Below are 15,531 nucleotides of genomic sequence, written 5' to 3' on the forward strand. Positions count from 1 at the left end.
GCGGTGTGCGGAATTGACCTGTTCTGTGTCGGGCGGGCGAGGTAGGGTCGCCGCCAGAACGAGGAACCTGCATGACAACCATTCTTTCGATCAAGGATCTGCGCAAATCCTACGCCGGAGGGTTTGAGGCGCTGAAGGGCGTCTCGCTGGATATCGAGCAGGGGGAGATCCTGGCGCTGCTGGGCCCGAACGGGGCGGGTAAGACGACGCTGATTTCGACCATTTGCGGCATCACCACACCGACCTCGGGTTCGGTTGCGGTAGGCGGTCACGATATCCTGACCGATTTTCGTGCCGCACGCCGGATGATCGGGTTGGTGCCGCAAGAGATCGCGTTGGAGCCGTTCGAGAAGGTCTGGAACACGGTCCGCCTGTCGCGTGGTCTGTTCGGGTTAGGCCGCAATGATGCGCGGATCGAAGAAATTTTGCGCAAGCTGTCCCTGTGGGACAAACGCAAGAACGCGATCAAAGAACTGTCCGGCGGTATGAAGCGTCGCGTGCTGATCGCCAAGGCACTGTCGCATGAGCCGCGCGTGCTGTTTCTGGATGAACCCACCGCCGGCGTTGATGTCGAACTGCGCAAGGATATGTGGGAGATCGTGGCCGAACTGAAACAGGCCGGCGTCACCATCATCCTGACCACGCATTACATCGAAGAGGCCGAGGCCATTGCTGACCGTATCGGCGTCATCGACAAAGGCGAGCTGTTACTTGTGCAGGACAAACACACGCTGATGGCGCAGATGGGCAAGAAGCAGATCGAGGTGATGCTGACTGAGCCGATCCAGACCATTCCCGACAGTCTGGCGGTGCATAACCTGACGATGAATGGTAACGGTGATGCGCTGATCTATACCTATGACACGCATGCTGATCGTACCGGGATCACCACGTTGTTGAATGATGTGGCGCAGGCGGGGCTGGTGTTGCGTGATGTGCAGACGCGGCAGTCGAGCCTTGAGGAAATCTTTGTCAATCTGGTGTCCGGAGAGCCCGCATGAACTGGTCCGCCATTGCCGCCATCTACCGGTTCGAAATGGCCCGGTTCTTCCGCACCCTGGCGCAAAGCTTTCTGTCGCCGGTCCTATCAACCTCGCTGTATTTCGTGGTCTTTGGCACCGCCATCGGCAGCCGTATTCAAGAGATCGAAGGCGTGTCCTACGGTGCCTTCATCGTGCCGGGGCTGATCATGCTGTCGGTGGTGATGCTGGCAATATCCAATGCGTCTTTCGGCATCTATTTCCCCAAGTTTCTGGGCACGATATATGAACTTCTCTCGGCGCCGGTGAATTTTATCGAGATTGTGATCGGCTATGTCGGGGCAGCCGCGACCAAGGCACTTTTCGTTGGGTTGGTCATCCTGGTTACGGCCTCTTTCTTTGTGGATTTGCGCATCGAACACCCGGTTGCGATGGCTGCATTTCTGATCCTGACCTGCCTCAGCTTTTCCCTGTTGGGGTTCATCATCGGTATCTGGGCCAGTAATTTCGAGCAGATGTCGCTGGTGCCGCAGCTTGTCGTGACGCCGCTGATCTTTCTGGGTGGCACGTTCTATTCCATTTCGATGCTGCCGCCGCTTTGGCAGACGGTCACCTTGTTCAACCCGGTGGTCTATCTGATTTCGGGGTTTCGCTGGTCGTTTTATGGGCTGGCGGATGTTCCGATCGGGCTTAGCCTGTTGGCCATTCTGGCCTTTACCGGCCTGTGCCTTGGCATCATCTGGTGGATCTTTAAAACCGGTTGGCGCATTCGTAGCTAAGCCACAGAGAGGCGTTGCATTTTTGCCCTCTGGCTTCAGGAAATGTGTTCACGTCACGTCTATCGGTAAATCGGTCCCTTGTTTACCGGTTGGGGGCACTCTACATCGGCACCCATGAAACTCAGCCTGCCGTTTATTAAAAAGCAACCCTGCGTGGCCGTTGTGCGCCTGTCCGGTGCAATCGGAATGGCCGGTCGTGGATCGATGTCCGACACTGCGCTGGCACCCGTACTTGAGAAAGCCTTTCGCAAGGGCAAACCTGCCGCCGTCGCGCTTGAGGTCAACTCGCCCGGTGGATCGCCGGTGCAAAGCTCTCTGATCGGCGCGCGTATTCGACGGTTATCTGAGGAATTGAATGTTCCTGTCATTGCTTTTGTCGAAGACGTGGCAGCCTCGGGCGGATATTGGCTGGCGGCGGCTGCGGATGAGATTTACGCCGATGACAGCTCGGTTTTGGGGTCGATTGGGGTGATCTCTTCGGGTTTCGGCGCGCATGTCCTTTTGCGAAAACAGGGTATCGAACGCCGTGTGCACACCGCAGGAAAATCGAAATCCATGCTCGACCCGTTTGCACCCGAGAAAAAAGAAGACGTCGCCCGGCTGGAAGTGCTGTTGGCTGACATTCACGAAAATTTCATCACCCATGTCAAAACCCGGCGCGGCGGCAAGCTGGATGAAAGTCAGGACCTGTTCACAGGCGAGGTCTGGCTGGCCCGGCGCGCGCAGGAACTGGGGCTGATTGATGGCATCGCGCATCTGAAGCCCAAGTTGCAGGAACGCTTTGGCGAAAAGGTCAAGTTCCGCCGCTATGGGCTGCGCAAACCTCTTTGGTCGCGCTTTGGGGCTTCGCTGGCACAGGATGCCGTTGCCGGCCTTGAGGAGCGTGCAGCCTACGCGCGTTTCGGTTTGTGACGTGATTATCAAGATTGTCACCCTGTTTCTGATCGCCATGGGTGTGCTGGCGATGTTCGGAAAGCTGCGCTTTCCAGGGCAAAAGAGGCTGCAATCGTCAAGATGTCCGCGCTGCGGGCGGTTCAGGATCGGTAAAGGTCCCTGCGCCTGCGAAAAAGGAGATCGTACATGACGGCATGGCTGTTATCCGGCCTTGGATTGCTGATCTTGTTGCTGGCGGGTGATGCGCTGGTACGCGGTGCGGTAAACCTGAGCCTGCGCATGGGCGTGCCTGCATTGATCGTTAGCCTGACCATCGTAGCCTTTGGCACATCCGCGCCCGAGCTTTTGATTGCGATCAGCGCGATCAAGGAGAACGCGCCGGGGATTGCGCTGGGCAACGTGGTCGGGTCGAACACGGCGAATATCTTGCTGGTTCTGGGCCTGCCTGCTTTGCTGGCCACGTTGCACACCAGCGAATGCGACAGTCGCAAGAACTATGTTTTCATGCTGCTCGCTTCGGTTCTGTTTATCGGGCTGGCATTCTGTGGCGTGTTCAACATGTTCAGCGGGGCCATTCTGCTGGCTGCGCTGGCTCTTGTTCTGTGGAATGCGTTCCGCGAGGCCTATGCGCATCGCAAGGCCTGTGGTGAGGCTTGTGCCGACGATGATGAGTTGGAAGGTCTGGAAGAGGCTGATCCCAACATGGCCTATTGGAAGGTTTCGGTCTACCTGGTGTTGGGCCTGATCGGTCTGCCCATGGGCGCGCATCTTCTTGTCGACAACGCGACCGTCATTGCGCGCACCTATGGGGTCAGCGAAACGGTGATCGGCCTCACACTGGTTGCCGTGGGAACATCCCTGCCGGAATTGGCCACCACGGTGATGGCGGCGCTGCGGCGTCAGGCGGATGTGGCGCTGGGTAATGTGATCGGGTCAAACATGTTCAACCTGCTGGCCATTGTCGGGATTGCCACGTTGGTTGGCCCTATTCCTGTAGATCCGGAATTCCTTGAATTTGACTTGTGGGTCATGTTGGGCGCGTCGCTGTTGCTGATCCCATTCGTGTTTTTCAAGCGGGACATCACGCGCGTCTGGGGCATTGTGTTGACTCTGCTCTACGCGGTCTATGTCATCGTTTTGTTGGCGTAACGTGACGAAGAGGGATCATTCATGACCCGAGTCTTAGTGACCGGTGCCGGAATTCGCCTTGGCCGGGCCATGGCGCTGTATCTGGCGAGTCGCGGCTATGATGTAGCTGTACACTATGCCACCTCTGAACAACCCGCGCTGGAGACCGTGGCTGAGGTTCAGGCGCTGGGGCGCAAGGCGGTCGCCTTGCAGGCCGATCTGCTGGATGAGGCACAAGTCAGCGCCCTGCTGCCCCGCGCGGCCAAGGCGCTGGGCGGACCGATCACCTGTCTGGTCAACAATGCCTCTATCTTTGAATACGACAATATCCACACGGCCACGCGACAAAGCTGGGATCGTCACATGGACAGCAACCTGCGTGCGCCTTTTGTGTTGACGCAGGCGATGGCCGAGCAAGGGCTGACGCCCGACACGGACGATGCCGGAGAGCCCTTGGCCACCGGATTGATCGTCAACATGGTCGACATGCGCGTGCGCAAGCTGACCCCCGAGTTCATGTCCTACACCATTGCAAAGATGGGCCTGTGGGCGCTGACCCGTACCGCCGCGCAGGCGTTGACTCCAGCGATCCGAGTCAACGCCATCGGGCCGGGCCCCACCATGCAGGGCCATCGCCAGAGCGAAGACCACTTCAAGGCACAGCGCGCCAACACGGTTCTCGAGCGGGGCGCGAACCCGTCGGATATCACCGCCGCGCTGGGCTATTTTTTGGACGCGCATGCGGTGACTGGACAGCTGTTATGCGTGGATGGCGGGCAACATCTGGGCTGGCAGACACCGGATGTTCTGGGCGTAGAATAAGTAATTCTGCCGTAAGTTTTGCACCGCTCGCGTTCCTGTTACCTGCACGTTACAAAAATGTCTTTTTTTTCATACACTTGTCATGTGTAGGAAATAGTTTCATTTAAAAACAACAAGTTAAAATGCTGCCTAATTTTTGTGCAGATCAAGGAATCCTTAATGAAACAAGGGAAATTCGCGATGCCCGGAAACTTATCTCCACAGTTATCCACAGAAACCGTGGATTTGTTTTCTCTTGATCTGAAAGGCACAAGATTGCAGCCATGGTCAGAGAATCATATCTCAGGCCCATGACCATCCAAGACGACCCAACATCGAACGCTCAGCCCACCGGCTATGCCATCATTCAGCGCTATGTAAAAACGCTGGACAGCTCACCCGGTGTGTATCGGATGCTGGATGGTGACAGCCGGGTTTTGTATGTCGGAAAGGCGCGAAACCTGAAGGCGCGGGTGTCGAATTATGCGCGCCCCGGCCATTCTGGACGGATCGAACGGATGATCGCGGCAACCGCCTCGATGATGTTCCTGACCACGCGGACCGAAACCGAGGCACTGCTGCTGGAACAGAACCTGATCAAGCAGCTCAAGCCCAAGTACAACGTGCTGCTGCGGGACGACAAAAGTTTCCCGAATATTCTGGTGGCCAAAGACCACTCCTTTCCGCAGATCAAGAAACATCGTGGGGCAAAGAAGGAAAAGGGCGCCTATTTCGGACCCTTTGCAAATGCAGGGGCGGTGAACCGGACACTGAACCAGCTTCAAAAGGCCTTCCTGCTGCGCAACTGCTCGGATTCCATGTTCGATAGCCGCACACGACCCTGCCTGTTGTATCAGATCAAGCGATGTTCAGGGCCTTGTGTCGGGTTGATCTCCGAGAAGGATTACCGCGAAAGCGTAAAGGATGCGGAACGCTTCCTGTCGGGCCGGTCGACCAAGGTGCAAGAGGAACTGGCCGAGCAGATGATGGCCGCCTCCGAGGCGATGGAGTTCGAGCGTGCCGCCAGCCTGCGCGACCGCATCCGGGCGCTGACGCAGGTGCAGACGTCTCAGGGCATCAACCCGCGCGGTGTGGCCGAGGCGGATGTGATCGGCCTGTATATGGACAGCGGTCAAGCCTGCGTTCAGGTGTTTTTCATCCGGGCCAACCAGAATTGGGGCAACAAGGACTTCTATCCGCGCGTGGGGCCGGACGTGTCCCCGGCCGAGGTGATGGAGGCGTTCCTTGGTCAGTTCTACGACAACAAGGAACCGCCCCGGCAGTTGATCCTGTCAGATGCCATCGAAAACGCCGATCTGATGCAAGAGGCGCTGACAGAGAAGGCCGCGCGCAAGGTGGAGATTCTGGTGCCTCAGCGCGGCGAAAAGCAGGAACTGGTCGCCGGTGCGCTGCGCAACGCGCGTGAATCGCTGGCGCGGCGAATGTCGGAAAGCGCCACACAGGCCAAGCTATTGCGTGGTGTGGCCGAGGCGTTCGATCTGGACACTCCACCCGAACGTATCGAGGTTTACGACAACAGCCACATACAGGGAACCAATGCTGTGGGCGGCATGATTGTGGCCGGTCCCGAAGGGTTCATGAAAAACGCCTATCGCAAGTTCAATATTCGCGGCGATGATCTGACCCCCGGCGACGATTTTGGCATGATGAAAGAGGTTCTGAATCGCCGCTTCACCCGCCTGCAAAAAGAGGACCCGGGTCGCGAAAAGGGGCTGTGGCCCGATCTGCTGCTGATAGACGGCGGTGCAGGGCAGGTCAGTGCCGTGCATGAGATTATGCAAACCCACGGCGTCGAGGATATCCCGATGGTGGGTGTCGCCAAAGGTGTCGACCGGGATCACGGCAAGGAAGAATTCCATCGCATCGGCCAACGCCCCTTTGCCCTGAAACGCAACGATCCGGTGCTATACTTCATTCAGCGCTTGCGGGACGAGGCACACAGGTTCGCCATTGGTACCCACCGGGCAAAGCGCGCCAAAGCCGTGGGGGCGACCCCGTTGGACGAAATCCCCGGTGTGGGCGCGGCACGCAAGCGCGCTTTGTTGGCTCATTTCGGCAGTGCCAAGGCGGTCAGCCGGGCCAACTTGGCCGATCTCAAGGCGGTGGACGGTATCTCAGCCGGGTTGGCGCAGAAGGTTTATGACTTCTTCCACGACAAGGGCTAGACCTGCCGTCCGCGCCACAGGATATAAAGACCCGAGGCCACGATCAGCCCGCTACCGATCCACATGGTCTGATCCAGCCTTTCGCCAAACATAACTACGCCCAGGCCGACACCGAACAGCAGGCGGGAATAGCGGAACGGCGTGACGGCCGAAACCTCGCCCGTCCGCATGGCTTTCATCAGCGATGCGTAGGCGGCTGTTCCCATCAGGACGGCTCCGCCGACATGCAGGCTGGTGTGCAGGTCCACAGGTGCCATTGGTGCGCCTTCCCAGAACCGATAGGCAAGCCCCGCGACGATGATGCAGAGAAAGCCGTAAAACCCCAGCACCTCGGTTCCCAGTGTGGCCGGTGCGGCCCGGCTGGCCAGATCACGCCCAGCAAAACCCAGCATCCCCAGCACGGCCAGAATGGATAGGGCCGTGAAACTGTCTCCGGTTGGTTGGATGATCACCACCACGCCGATCAGGCCGATCAGGATGGCGCTCCACCGTCGCCAGCCGACCGTTTCGCCAAAGAACAGCGCCGCACCTGCCACCACGACCAGAGGCGTGGCCTGCAAGATTACCGTGGCCGCCGACAGAGGAGTCAGTGTGATCGCCAGCACATAGAACAGCCGCCCGAAGATTTCGAATAGCACGCGCACTTTCATCGGTCGCGACAGCACATCAGGGTGAAACAATCGTGTTCCGCGGACGATCGCGACAATCGCAAAGACCACTGTTCCGCCCGCGCCGAACAACAACAGAATCTGCCATATGGGTAACGTGGCCGAGGCCCCCTTGAGCAGCGCGTCCTCTAACGCGAACAGCGCCATGGCCGAGATCATCCAGGCGCTGCCGATCAGATTTGATCGGGGATCGGTTTGAATATGTGTTGTCATTGCTCGGCCACTTAGAAACCGCGCCAATCTGACCGTAAAGGGATCGCGCGCCAAGGGGGTATCTGGCTGAGAGTTCCAGCTTGCGACCCTTTGACCAACCGTGCCGCAACTGCCTGTGATCGGGTCCGTTTTTTGCGGTGCCGTCTTTTATGTCTGCAACCAGCGATGTAATGTCCAAACCATGAAGTGGAACCTGCCCAATATCCTGACCGTGCTACGCCTTATTGCAGCCCCCGGTCTGGCCGTGATGTTTCTGTATTTTACCCGACCCTATGCGGACTGGTTCGCGCTGATCCTGTTTTTAACAGCGGCGATCACCGACTGGTTCGACGGCTATCTGGCCCGCGCGTGGAAACAAGAAACCAAGATCGGGGCCATGTTGGACCCGATTGCCGACAAGGCGATGGTGGTGATCGCGCTGATGATCCTTGTGGGCTATTCAGCCGAACATTGGACGCCGTGGCTGGTGCTGCCCGCCACTGTGATCTTGTTCCGCGAAGTGTTCGTGTCAGGCTTGCGCGAATATCTGGGCGACACGGCCGGAACGCTGAAGGTGACGAAGCTGGCGAAATGGAAAACCACGGCACAGATGGTGGCGATTGCGGTGCTGTTTTCGCAGGGTATCTTTGAGCATAATTTCGTGATGGGCTCTTTCGGGATGAACCCGGAATTGATTGATCAGGCTCTGACCGGGCAGATCGAGGATGTGAACCACCTGCGCTGGCATCTGGAAGGCATGTTCTGGTCGGGTCGCGTTGGGCTGTGGCTGTTGTGGATTGCCGCGACGCTGACATTGATCACCGGCTATGACTACCTACGTAAAGCCATGCCCCATCTGAAGGAGAGCTAAGCGATGGACGTGCTGTATTTCGCCTGGGTCCGCGAACGAATCGGTCTGCCGAAAGAGCGGGTCGAGACCGACGCCGCAACGGTTTCCGATCTGGTTGCCGAACTCAGCGCGCGCGAGGACCGCTATGCCGCAGCTTTTGCCGACCTGTCCGCGCTGCGGGTGGCGCTGGATCAGGAGTTGTCGGACTTTGACGCCTCGCTGGCTGGCGTGCGCGAGGTGGCGTTTTTCCCACCCATGACAGGCGGCTAAGATGCGCATCGCGGTTCAGGAAGAAGAGTTCGATCTCGGGGCTGAGGCCAATGCCTTTGCCGCCGGTGACGACGCCAACGGGGCGATTGTGACCTTCACCGGTGTTGTGCGCGATCTGGCCTCGGGCGATCTGGATGTGATGGAGATCGAGCATTACCCCGGCATGACCGAACGGGCCCTGACCAAGATAGCCGAAGAAGCGCAGCAGCGCTGGTCTTTAGGCGATGTGCTGGTGATCCACCGTCACGGACGGCTGGCACCGGGGGACCGGATCATGATGGTCGCCACGGCCGCGCGGCACCGTAAGGATGCGTTTGAGGCGGCGGAGTACCTGATGGATTACCTGAAGTCCCGCGCGCCCTTCTGGAAGAAGGAAATCACCAATTCCGGCGCGCAATGGGTTGATGCCAAAGACGAGGACGAAGACGCGCTGACCCGCTGGTGACATTGCCAGCCGTGCACAGAATGTGACCGTCCAATCTCAACTCAAAAGCCTGTTAAGTTCTTCGCCGGGGATCGCATCCGCCGAATAGCTGAAGGTGCCTTTCAATTTCACTTCGTCAGCCGCCCGCTTCAATGCGCCAAACGCAGCGCGCGCAAATGACCCGCCGACGCTGATCCGTCGAACGCCTGCGTCGGAAAGTTCGGATACGGAATAGACAGGTCCGCTGAGTCCCATCACCACATTCACCGGTTTGTCGACTTCGCGGCACACGGTTCTGATTGCGTCCAAATCCGGCAGACCGGGGGCGTACAACACGGCAGCGCCTGCTTCGGAAAACAGCTGCAAGCGTTTGATCGTGTCACCCAGGTCCGCGCGGCCCCAAAGGTAATTCTCTGCCCTTGCGGTCAACAGGAAAGGCAAGCCTGTCGCGACTTCTGCAGCAGCCTGAATGCGGTCAACCGATTGGTGCAGATCATAGATCGGGGCATCTGTATTGCCTGTCGCGTCTTCGATCGATCCGCCAACCAGACCGATTTCCGCCGCCATGCGAATGGTCTGGGCGCAGGCCTCAGGCTTATGCCCAAAGCCCGCCTCAAGGTCAGCAGAAACGGGCAGCGGAACCGCTTTGACGATGTCTGAGGCATTGTCCAGCAACTCATCCCTGCTTAGGTCAGCAAAAGAGTCGCGTTTGCCTTTTGTGAACGCATAGCCGGCACTGGTTGTTGCTAAGGCTTCAAAGCCCAAATTGGACAGCAACCGGGCCGAGCCCGCGTCCCAGGGGTTGGGCATGACAAAAGCCTTGGACCCAAAGTGCAGGTCTCTGAACTGTTCGAATTTGACTCTTTGATTTGACATGGATCGCCCTCACGTTTGGGACGACCCTACAGCAATGTAACCGGAATCAGAGCGAAAAATCCGGTTCCTCAATCCGCGTTGTTGATGCGGCCGCGCATCTCCTCGGCCTCTTGTCGGGCGGCCCGCAGACCGTCCATGGCGGCGGCCAGTTCAGCCTCGGCCTGTGTCAGTTGATTGGTCAGTTCGGCCTCGCGCTGTTGCAGGTAGGTGATCGCCTGATCGCGGGTTTCTTCGGCCTCGTGCAGCTCTTGGCTCATGCGGTCCAGATCGGCCACGTCACTTTGGCGCACGCGTGACAGGCGATGGGCCAGCCAGTTGGCGAACCAGCCCATGCAAAAGGCCGAGAACAGGATAATGGCGGTGGCGATGATGAATTCGATTCTGTTCAATTTACTGGTCCCCTGCATCCGCGTCTGAGCCGGTATTGTCCGTCTGTTCGCCCTCGATCATTTCCGCCTCGATCGCGTCCAGCCCGGTTTCCGGGTTCTCAATCGGTTCGGGTCGGATAAGGCGGAACTCGATCCGGCGGTTTTCTTCGCGGCCTTCTTCGGTGTCGTTATCGGCAATGGGCTGCGTTTCCCCGTATCCCATGGCAGTGAAACTGGCGGTGGGCACCCGGCGCGCGCGCAGCTCGTTCAGGATCGATTGCGCCCTCGATTGGCTAAGCTGTTGGTTCATCTCTTCCCGGCCCTGACTGTCGGTGTGGCCCTGAATCTCAAGCCTGATGGGGCCGCATTCGCGTAAGATGTCAGCAATCTGGTTCACCGTATCGCGCGAGTCGGTGGCAACAGTGGCCGAGCCAGGTTCAAAGGCGATCTTGGTGCCCGCCTGAACCTCGGCGATGCGTTCCTCGCAAACTTCGGGATCAGGCAGTTTGTCGGCGGGTTCGGGGGGTTCCTGATGGGTGATCGACAGGGTGAATTCCTGTGCGTCGCCCAGCTTCTCGGACAACAGACCCGCGATCTGCGCCTTTGTGTCGGGGTCATGGCTGACACCGGACAACTCAAGATCATCCGGCGTCACCGTCAAAGCACCGTTATGCAGTTGGGCCAGCGCCTCAAGCCCGGTCAGAATGCGCACGGGCCAGCCCGTCGGCAACCCTTCGGGCGCTATGCGGGTTGCGGTGTGGACCTGTTCCGACCCGAAGGCAGCGCGGGCATAGCTGTCGACCATGTCGCGCTGGGTGTCGTCGCCCAGCCGTCCGCGTATCTGCACCAACCCCTCGGGGCTGCGTGTGGCGGTGAATTCGGGGGGGCCGGACACGGCATCGGTTTCCGGGGGCGGTAGGATCGCGTGCAGGGCAAAGACCGGAGGCAGCGCATTTTCAAGCTCGCCCACCACGCGATCAAAGGTCCCGGCATCGGTGCCATGCGCCGCTGCCAGCGTGATATCCGCATCCGACATCGTAACTGATCCGCCACCCAGATCCGCCAGCGCCTGAATGCTCAGCGTGGCGGCGTCAGACCAACGTGGCGAGGGTACGCCCAATCCGATGGTGCAGGAGTAGGTGGCGCTCAGACCGGCCTCTTTCGCGGCGGCAATTATGACATCACGGGCTTTTTCGTCTTGCGCCGAACAGGCGTCGAACTGGCCGCCATTTTCGTCGATCAAAAACCGCAACGTAAAAGGCGTGATCACCGGGCGCGGGGCCGAGATCGCCAGGCCGATCCGCAGGCTGGGCGGCGCGGCACGGGTAAGGCTTTGTTCCAGCCGTTCCTTTTCCTGCTGGCTGTCGGCAATTGCGGTGATCTTGACCAGACCCGGGCTGGCCGAGATCTTGGCGCGGGGTAGGCTGGTCAGCGACTCGACGGCATAGGTGATCGCGGCGTCCCAGCCTTTTGGCTTGGGGTAATCGGCGGTTTCCATCAGGTCTGACACTTGGCTGCCATCGCTCAGATCACGCAGCCGCTCCATCAGTGCCTCGCGGTCCTGACTGGTTGGGATCAGGCCGATCACAGAAATCCCGCTGTCGTTGCGCAAAATCTCAGCGGAAAACCGGGGGGCGGCCAGTTGCGAGGTCGGCGCCACATTCATCTCGTCGATCACACGCGAGGTATCGACCTCGGTCCCGGCTGCGGTCAGGGCGTTAAAGCGGGTGGCCTCATCCGTGGCAGTGCCCGTTAGCACAACGCGCAACCCGTCGGAATACACCTCGGCCCAATCGTGCCCCTTCAGGTCCAGCGCACGGCGCACGGCAAATTCAGAGGACTCTTCGACCTTGGTCACCGCAAAGCTGGCCGCCAACAGGCAAAGGCCAGCCGACACGAGGAAGATAAAGGCTACGGCAAAGATATAGGGCAAACGCATGTGCGGGTTAACGACTCCTCAGGCGAATGTGCGAACTCTTACCTAGCCCCGCGCCAAGGTGCAATCAGAGCAACAGTGCGACGCAGAGGAAGATCAGCGGAATAAGGCCGGTGTCCCGATTGGCGCGGAACAATTGCAGCAGCTTCGCGTTATCCTCAAGATCCAGCCCGCGCAATTGCCAAGCCATGTGCCAGCCCATCGCCCATGGCCCGGCCAAGGCCACGGCCAAAGACATGATTGAGGCTTGTGCCAGCGCCCCGTCGATAATGGCCAGACCCATCAGGAAAACCGTCGCCACCAGAAAGTACTTCAGCCAGCGCCCTGTATCGGTGCCAAATAGCCGGGCGGTGGATTTGATGCCAATCAACTCATCATCTTCTGCGTCCTGATGGGCATAGATCGTGTCATAGAACAGCGTCCAGGCGATACCTGCCAAGTACAATATGATTGCAGGCGCACTGACCGTGCCCGTATGCGCGGCCCAGGCCAACAGGATGCCCCAGTTGAAGGCAAGCCCCAGAAACACCTGCGGCCACCATGTGAACCGTTTGGCAAAGGGATAGATCGTCACTGGCAGTAGCGACAGCACGCCCATGGCGATGGCGGCCTGGTTGAAGGTCAGCAGAATCCCCAGCGCTAGCAGGCATTGTAGGCCCATCCAGATCACCGCCTGCCGCACACTGACTTGACCGGATGGAATCGGGCGCGAGCGTGTGCGCTCCACCTGCCCGTCAAATTCGCGATCGGTGATGTCGTTCCACGTACAGCCTGCTCCGCGCATCAGGAATGCGCCGAGGGCGCAGCCGATGGCGATCCACAGATCCTCCCACCTGGGATTGCCGTCGCTAAGGATCGCCAGCGCCAGACCCCACCAGCACGGAATCAGCAGCAACCACGTACCGATGGGCCGGTCCGCGCGGCTGAGGCGCAGATAGGGGCGGGTGAATTCAGGCGCGTGGGTGTCGACCCAGTTGCCGGATACGGCATCGGCGACCTGACCGTCTGGTGTTGGGGCGTTGCCTTGCATATGTAAGGCCTCATGAGTGCAAAGATCAGACTGTATGTAGAGCACCCTCTGGGTCAGGGGCAATCCGTTGATTTGACGCGCGAGCAGGCCCATTACCTGTTCGGTGTCATGCGCCTGGCTGTGGGCGGCCACGTGGCCCTGTTCAATGGCCGGGACGGAGAGTGGTTGGCCGATGTTGCCGAAGCGGGAAAGCGCGGTGGCGTTCTGACCTGTGTGGAACAGACCAAGCCGCTGCAAATGCCGCCCGATCTGTGGTTCCTGTTCGCGCCGATCAAAAAGGCGCGCACTGATTTCATCGTTGAAAAGGCGGCGGAAATGGGTGCGGCTCGGATCCTGCCCGTGCAGACCGAGTTCACCAATTCCGAACGTATCCGACAGGACCGCCTGCAAGCCCACGCGGTTGAGGCCGCCGAGCAATGCGGCGGCACCTTCGTGCCCGAGGTCGCCGATCTACAACGGCTTGACCGTGTTCTGGATGCATGGCCCGATGGCCGTCAGCTGATGTTTTGTAACGAGGCCGAGGTCGGCTCGGCCCTGCGTCTGGCAGCAAACAAAAAAGGACAGCCTTGGGCCATACTGATCGGCCCCGAGGGTGGTTTTTCAGACCGAGAACGCGCCCGGCTAACGGGCCTGCCCTTTACCCATGTGGTCAGTCTGGGCCCACGCATCCTGCGCGCCGATACGGCGGCCGTTGCGGCGCTGACCATGTGGCAGCAGGCGCTGGGGGATTGGTCGTGACATGGCAATTAGCGCAAGCCGCTGATGCGCCAAAGATCGACGCATTTCTTTCGCAGCATATTCAGACCTCGATGTTCCCGTTGGCCAATCTGCGGGATCATGGTTTGTGTGGGTCTCACCCGCGTGCCGTGAATTTCTGGGTTCTGGGGAATGAACCACGGGCCGTGTTTGGCATCACCAACGAAGGCATGGTCCTGCCGCAATGTCCCGACTGTTCCGATCAGGAGCTTGCAGACGCGATTGCTCTGATCCGTGGCCGCAAGCTGTTTGGGCTGGCTGCCGAGGCGGTGCAGGCACGCAGGATCATGCGGCTGGCCGGGTGGAAAGGTCGCCCCGCGACGCTGAACAGTGATGAGCCGGGTTTCTCGCTGGATTTGGACCAGCTTGTGCTGCCCGATGCCGAGGGCGCTGAACTTGTGCCCTTGGGTGAAGTCGACAAGGCGGTCATTGAAGGGTGGCGTGAACATTATCTGATCGAGGCAATGGATTTCGATCCAGAACGCGCGCAGAAACAGGCGGGCGAGGATTATCTGGCGTATACAGCCCGCGATTCTCACCGGGTTCTGCTGATCGACGGACAGCCGGTTGCCATGACCGGATTCAACGCCCGCCTGCCCGAGATTGTACAAATCGGCGGCGTCTATACACCGTCCAACCTGCGCGGCCATGGCTACGCCCGCTTAGCGGTTGCGCTGCATCTGCTTGAGGCGTGCCGAGCCGGAGTGACCCGTGCAGTTCTGTTCGCGGCTTCCGATTCCGCCGCGCGTGCCTATATCGGAATCGGATTTCAACCGGCGGGGCAGTATTCACTGATCCTGTTCACAAACCCCGAGGACACGGCATGAGTTTCATCCGACCCGAAGCCAAACTGACCCTGTGGCGCTGGCGCGAAGTGCTGGTGGCGGGGGCTGTCCTGCTGGTGGGGCTCAGCTGGATCAGCGGCCCCGGTGGGTTGCTGGGATGGCTCGGCTGGGTGCTGGTTCTGGTCTCAGTCGCGCTTGCGGTCATCGGCATTCAGCGTGCCCGCTTCCGCACCGGGGCCGGTGGACCGGGCGTAGTAACCATTGACGAAGGCCAGATCACCTATCTGGGCCCGTTGGACGGCGGCATGGTCGCCGCGCGTGAAATTGAGCGTCTGGCGCTGGACCCGACGTCGTCGCCTGCGCATTGGGTGCTGGAACAACCGGGTCAGCCGGTGCTTCACATTCCTGTGAATGCCGAAGGGGCCGAGGCGCTGTTTGATGTTTTCTCGGCGCTGCCAGGGCTGAAAACCGAACAAATGCTGGCGGAACTGAACAGTAGCACGGCACATCAGGTGGTGATCTGGGAACGTACACCCTCGCGTCCGGCGCATCTCAGGCTGCATTGACACTGGCGCGGTTTCCGACCACGAAAGACCAAACGACAGACA

Annotated in this window: 17 protein-coding genes; 12 read left to right on the plus strand and 5 right to left on the minus strand. The window is 59.5% G+C overall.

Features of this window, described 5'->3' with window-relative positions:
* Positions 1 to 71: 71 nt before the first annotated feature.
* The 6 genes from ACR0M2_RS14020 to uvrC all read left to right on the plus strand — a co-directional run bounded on the left by ACR0M2_RS14020 (position 72) and on the right by uvrC (position 6,768).
* Entirely contained in the window at positions 72 to 1,001 is a 930-nt protein-coding gene (locus tag ACR0M2_RS14020; protein WP_170350745.1) for an ABC transporter ATP-binding protein, read from the plus strand.
* On the plus strand, positions 998 to 1,759 hold the full coding sequence (locus ACR0M2_RS14025; RefSeq protein ID WP_170350744.1) for an ABC transporter permease: 762 nt from the start codon (positions 998 to 1,000) through the stop codon (positions 1,757 to 1,759). The genes ACR0M2_RS14020 and ACR0M2_RS14025 overlap by 4 nt, the downstream gene beginning before the upstream one ends.
* Positions 1,760 to 1,873: 114 nt before the next feature.
* Complete coding sequence (locus ACR0M2_RS14030; RefSeq protein WP_170350743.1) at positions 1,874 to 2,671, plus strand: S49 family peptidase; 798 nt, start codon at positions 1,874 to 1,876, stop codon at positions 2,669 to 2,671.
* A 168-nt stretch (positions 2,672 to 2,839) separates the two neighbouring features.
* Positions 2,840 to 3,802, plus strand: coding sequence for a calcium/sodium antiporter (locus tag ACR0M2_RS14035; RefSeq protein ID WP_480689534.1), 963 nt, complete (start codon positions 2,840 to 2,842; stop codon positions 3,800 to 3,802).
* Positions 3,803 to 3,823: 21 nt separating this feature from the next.
* The gene (locus ACR0M2_RS14040) at positions 3,824 to 4,603 is read left to right on the plus strand and encodes an SDR family oxidoreductase (protein WP_480705612.1); all 780 of its coding nucleotides are present in this window, start codon (positions 3,824 to 3,826) and stop codon (positions 4,601 to 4,603) included.
* Between the two features lie 290 nt (positions 4,604 to 4,893).
* Positions 4,894 to 6,768, plus strand: a complete 1,875-nt coding sequence (gene uvrC, locus ACR0M2_RS14045; protein WP_480705835.1) for an excinuclease ABC subunit UvrC — start codon at positions 4,894 to 4,896, stop codon at positions 6,766 to 6,768.
* Here uvrC and ACR0M2_RS14050 read toward each other — a convergent pair.
* Positions 6,765 to 7,649, minus strand: coding sequence for a DMT family transporter (locus tag ACR0M2_RS14050; protein WP_170412566.1), 885 nt, complete (start codon positions 7,647 to 7,649; stop codon positions 6,765 to 6,767). The two genes, uvrC and ACR0M2_RS14050, sit on opposite strands and share 4 nt — an antisense overlap.
* A 181-nt stretch (positions 7,650 to 7,830) precedes the next feature.
* Between ACR0M2_RS14050 and pgsA the strand changes: the two genes are divergently transcribed.
* From pgsA to ACR0M2_RS14065, 3 genes are read left to right on the plus strand one after another with little or no spacing between them, the layout of a single operon-like run.
* Entirely contained in the window at positions 7,831 to 8,499 is a 669-nt protein-coding gene (pgsA, locus tag ACR0M2_RS14055) for a CDP-diacylglycerol--glycerol-3-phosphate 3-phosphatidyltransferase (RefSeq protein ID WP_170350739.1), read from the plus strand.
* Between the two features lie 3 nt (positions 8,500 to 8,502).
* Positions 8,503 to 8,748 carry a molybdopterin converting factor subunit 1 gene (gene moaD / locus ACR0M2_RS14060; protein ID WP_170516686.1) on the plus strand — a complete coding sequence of 82 codons (246 nt, stop codon included), beginning with the start codon at positions 8,503 to 8,505 and terminating at the stop codon, positions 8,746 to 8,748.
* Between the two features lies 1 nt (position 8,749).
* The gene (locus tag ACR0M2_RS14065; protein WP_480705614.1) at positions 8,750 to 9,193 is read left to right on the plus strand and encodes a molybdenum cofactor biosynthesis protein MoaE; all 444 of its coding nucleotides are present in this window, start codon (positions 8,750 to 8,752) and stop codon (positions 9,191 to 9,193) included.
* Between the two features lie 36 nt (positions 9,194 to 9,229).
* Here ACR0M2_RS14065 and ACR0M2_RS14070 read toward each other — a convergent pair whose 3' ends face one another.
* The 4 genes from ACR0M2_RS14070 to ubiA all read right to left on the minus strand — a co-directional run bounded on the left by ACR0M2_RS14070 (position 9,230) and on the right by ubiA (position 13,382).
* Entirely contained in the window at positions 9,230 to 10,048 is an 819-nt protein-coding gene (locus ACR0M2_RS14070; RefSeq protein WP_480705616.1) for an isocitrate lyase/PEP mutase family protein, read from the minus strand.
* A gap of 68 nt (positions 10,049 to 10,116) precedes the next feature.
* A complete protein-coding gene (locus ACR0M2_RS14075; protein WP_170361262.1) occupies positions 10,117 to 10,437 on the minus strand; it encodes a hypothetical protein in 321 nt (106 codons plus the stop codon).
* Between the two features lies 1 nt (position 10,438).
* On the minus strand, positions 10,439 to 12,355 hold the full coding sequence (locus tag ACR0M2_RS14080) for an OmpA family protein (protein ID WP_480705618.1): 1,917 nt from the start codon (positions 12,353 to 12,355) through the stop codon (positions 10,439 to 10,441).
* A gap of 64 nt (positions 12,356 to 12,419) precedes the next feature.
* A complete protein-coding gene (gene ubiA / locus ACR0M2_RS14085) occupies positions 12,420 to 13,382 on the minus strand; it encodes a 4-hydroxybenzoate octaprenyltransferase (RefSeq protein ID WP_170397064.1) in 963 nt (320 codons plus the stop codon).
* Positions 13,383 to 13,394: 12 nt separating this feature from the next.
* Here ubiA and ACR0M2_RS14090 point away from each other — a divergent pair, with 12 nt between their 5' ends.
* From ACR0M2_RS14090 to ACR0M2_RS14100, 3 genes are read left to right on the plus strand one after another with little or no spacing between them, the layout of a single operon-like run.
* Complete coding sequence (locus ACR0M2_RS14090) at positions 13,395 to 14,120, plus strand: 16S rRNA (uracil(1498)-N(3))-methyltransferase (protein WP_480705620.1); 726 nt, start codon at positions 13,395 to 13,397, stop codon at positions 14,118 to 14,120.
* Positions 14,117 to 14,965 carry a GNAT family N-acetyltransferase gene (locus ACR0M2_RS14095; RefSeq protein ID WP_480705622.1) on the plus strand — a complete coding sequence of 283 codons (849 nt, stop codon included), beginning with the start codon at positions 14,117 to 14,119 and terminating at the stop codon, positions 14,963 to 14,965. The genes ACR0M2_RS14090 and ACR0M2_RS14095 overlap by 4 nt, the downstream gene beginning before the upstream one ends.
* The gene (locus tag ACR0M2_RS14100; RefSeq protein ID WP_480648072.1) at positions 14,962 to 15,489 is read left to right on the plus strand and encodes a hypothetical protein; all 528 of its coding nucleotides are present in this window, start codon (positions 14,962 to 14,964) and stop codon (positions 15,487 to 15,489) included. The genes ACR0M2_RS14095 and ACR0M2_RS14100 overlap by 4 nt, the downstream gene beginning before the upstream one ends.
* Positions 15,490 to 15,531 lie beyond the last annotated feature (42 nt).

It is taken from the genome of Ruegeria sp. BE10 (assembly GCF_056538905.1).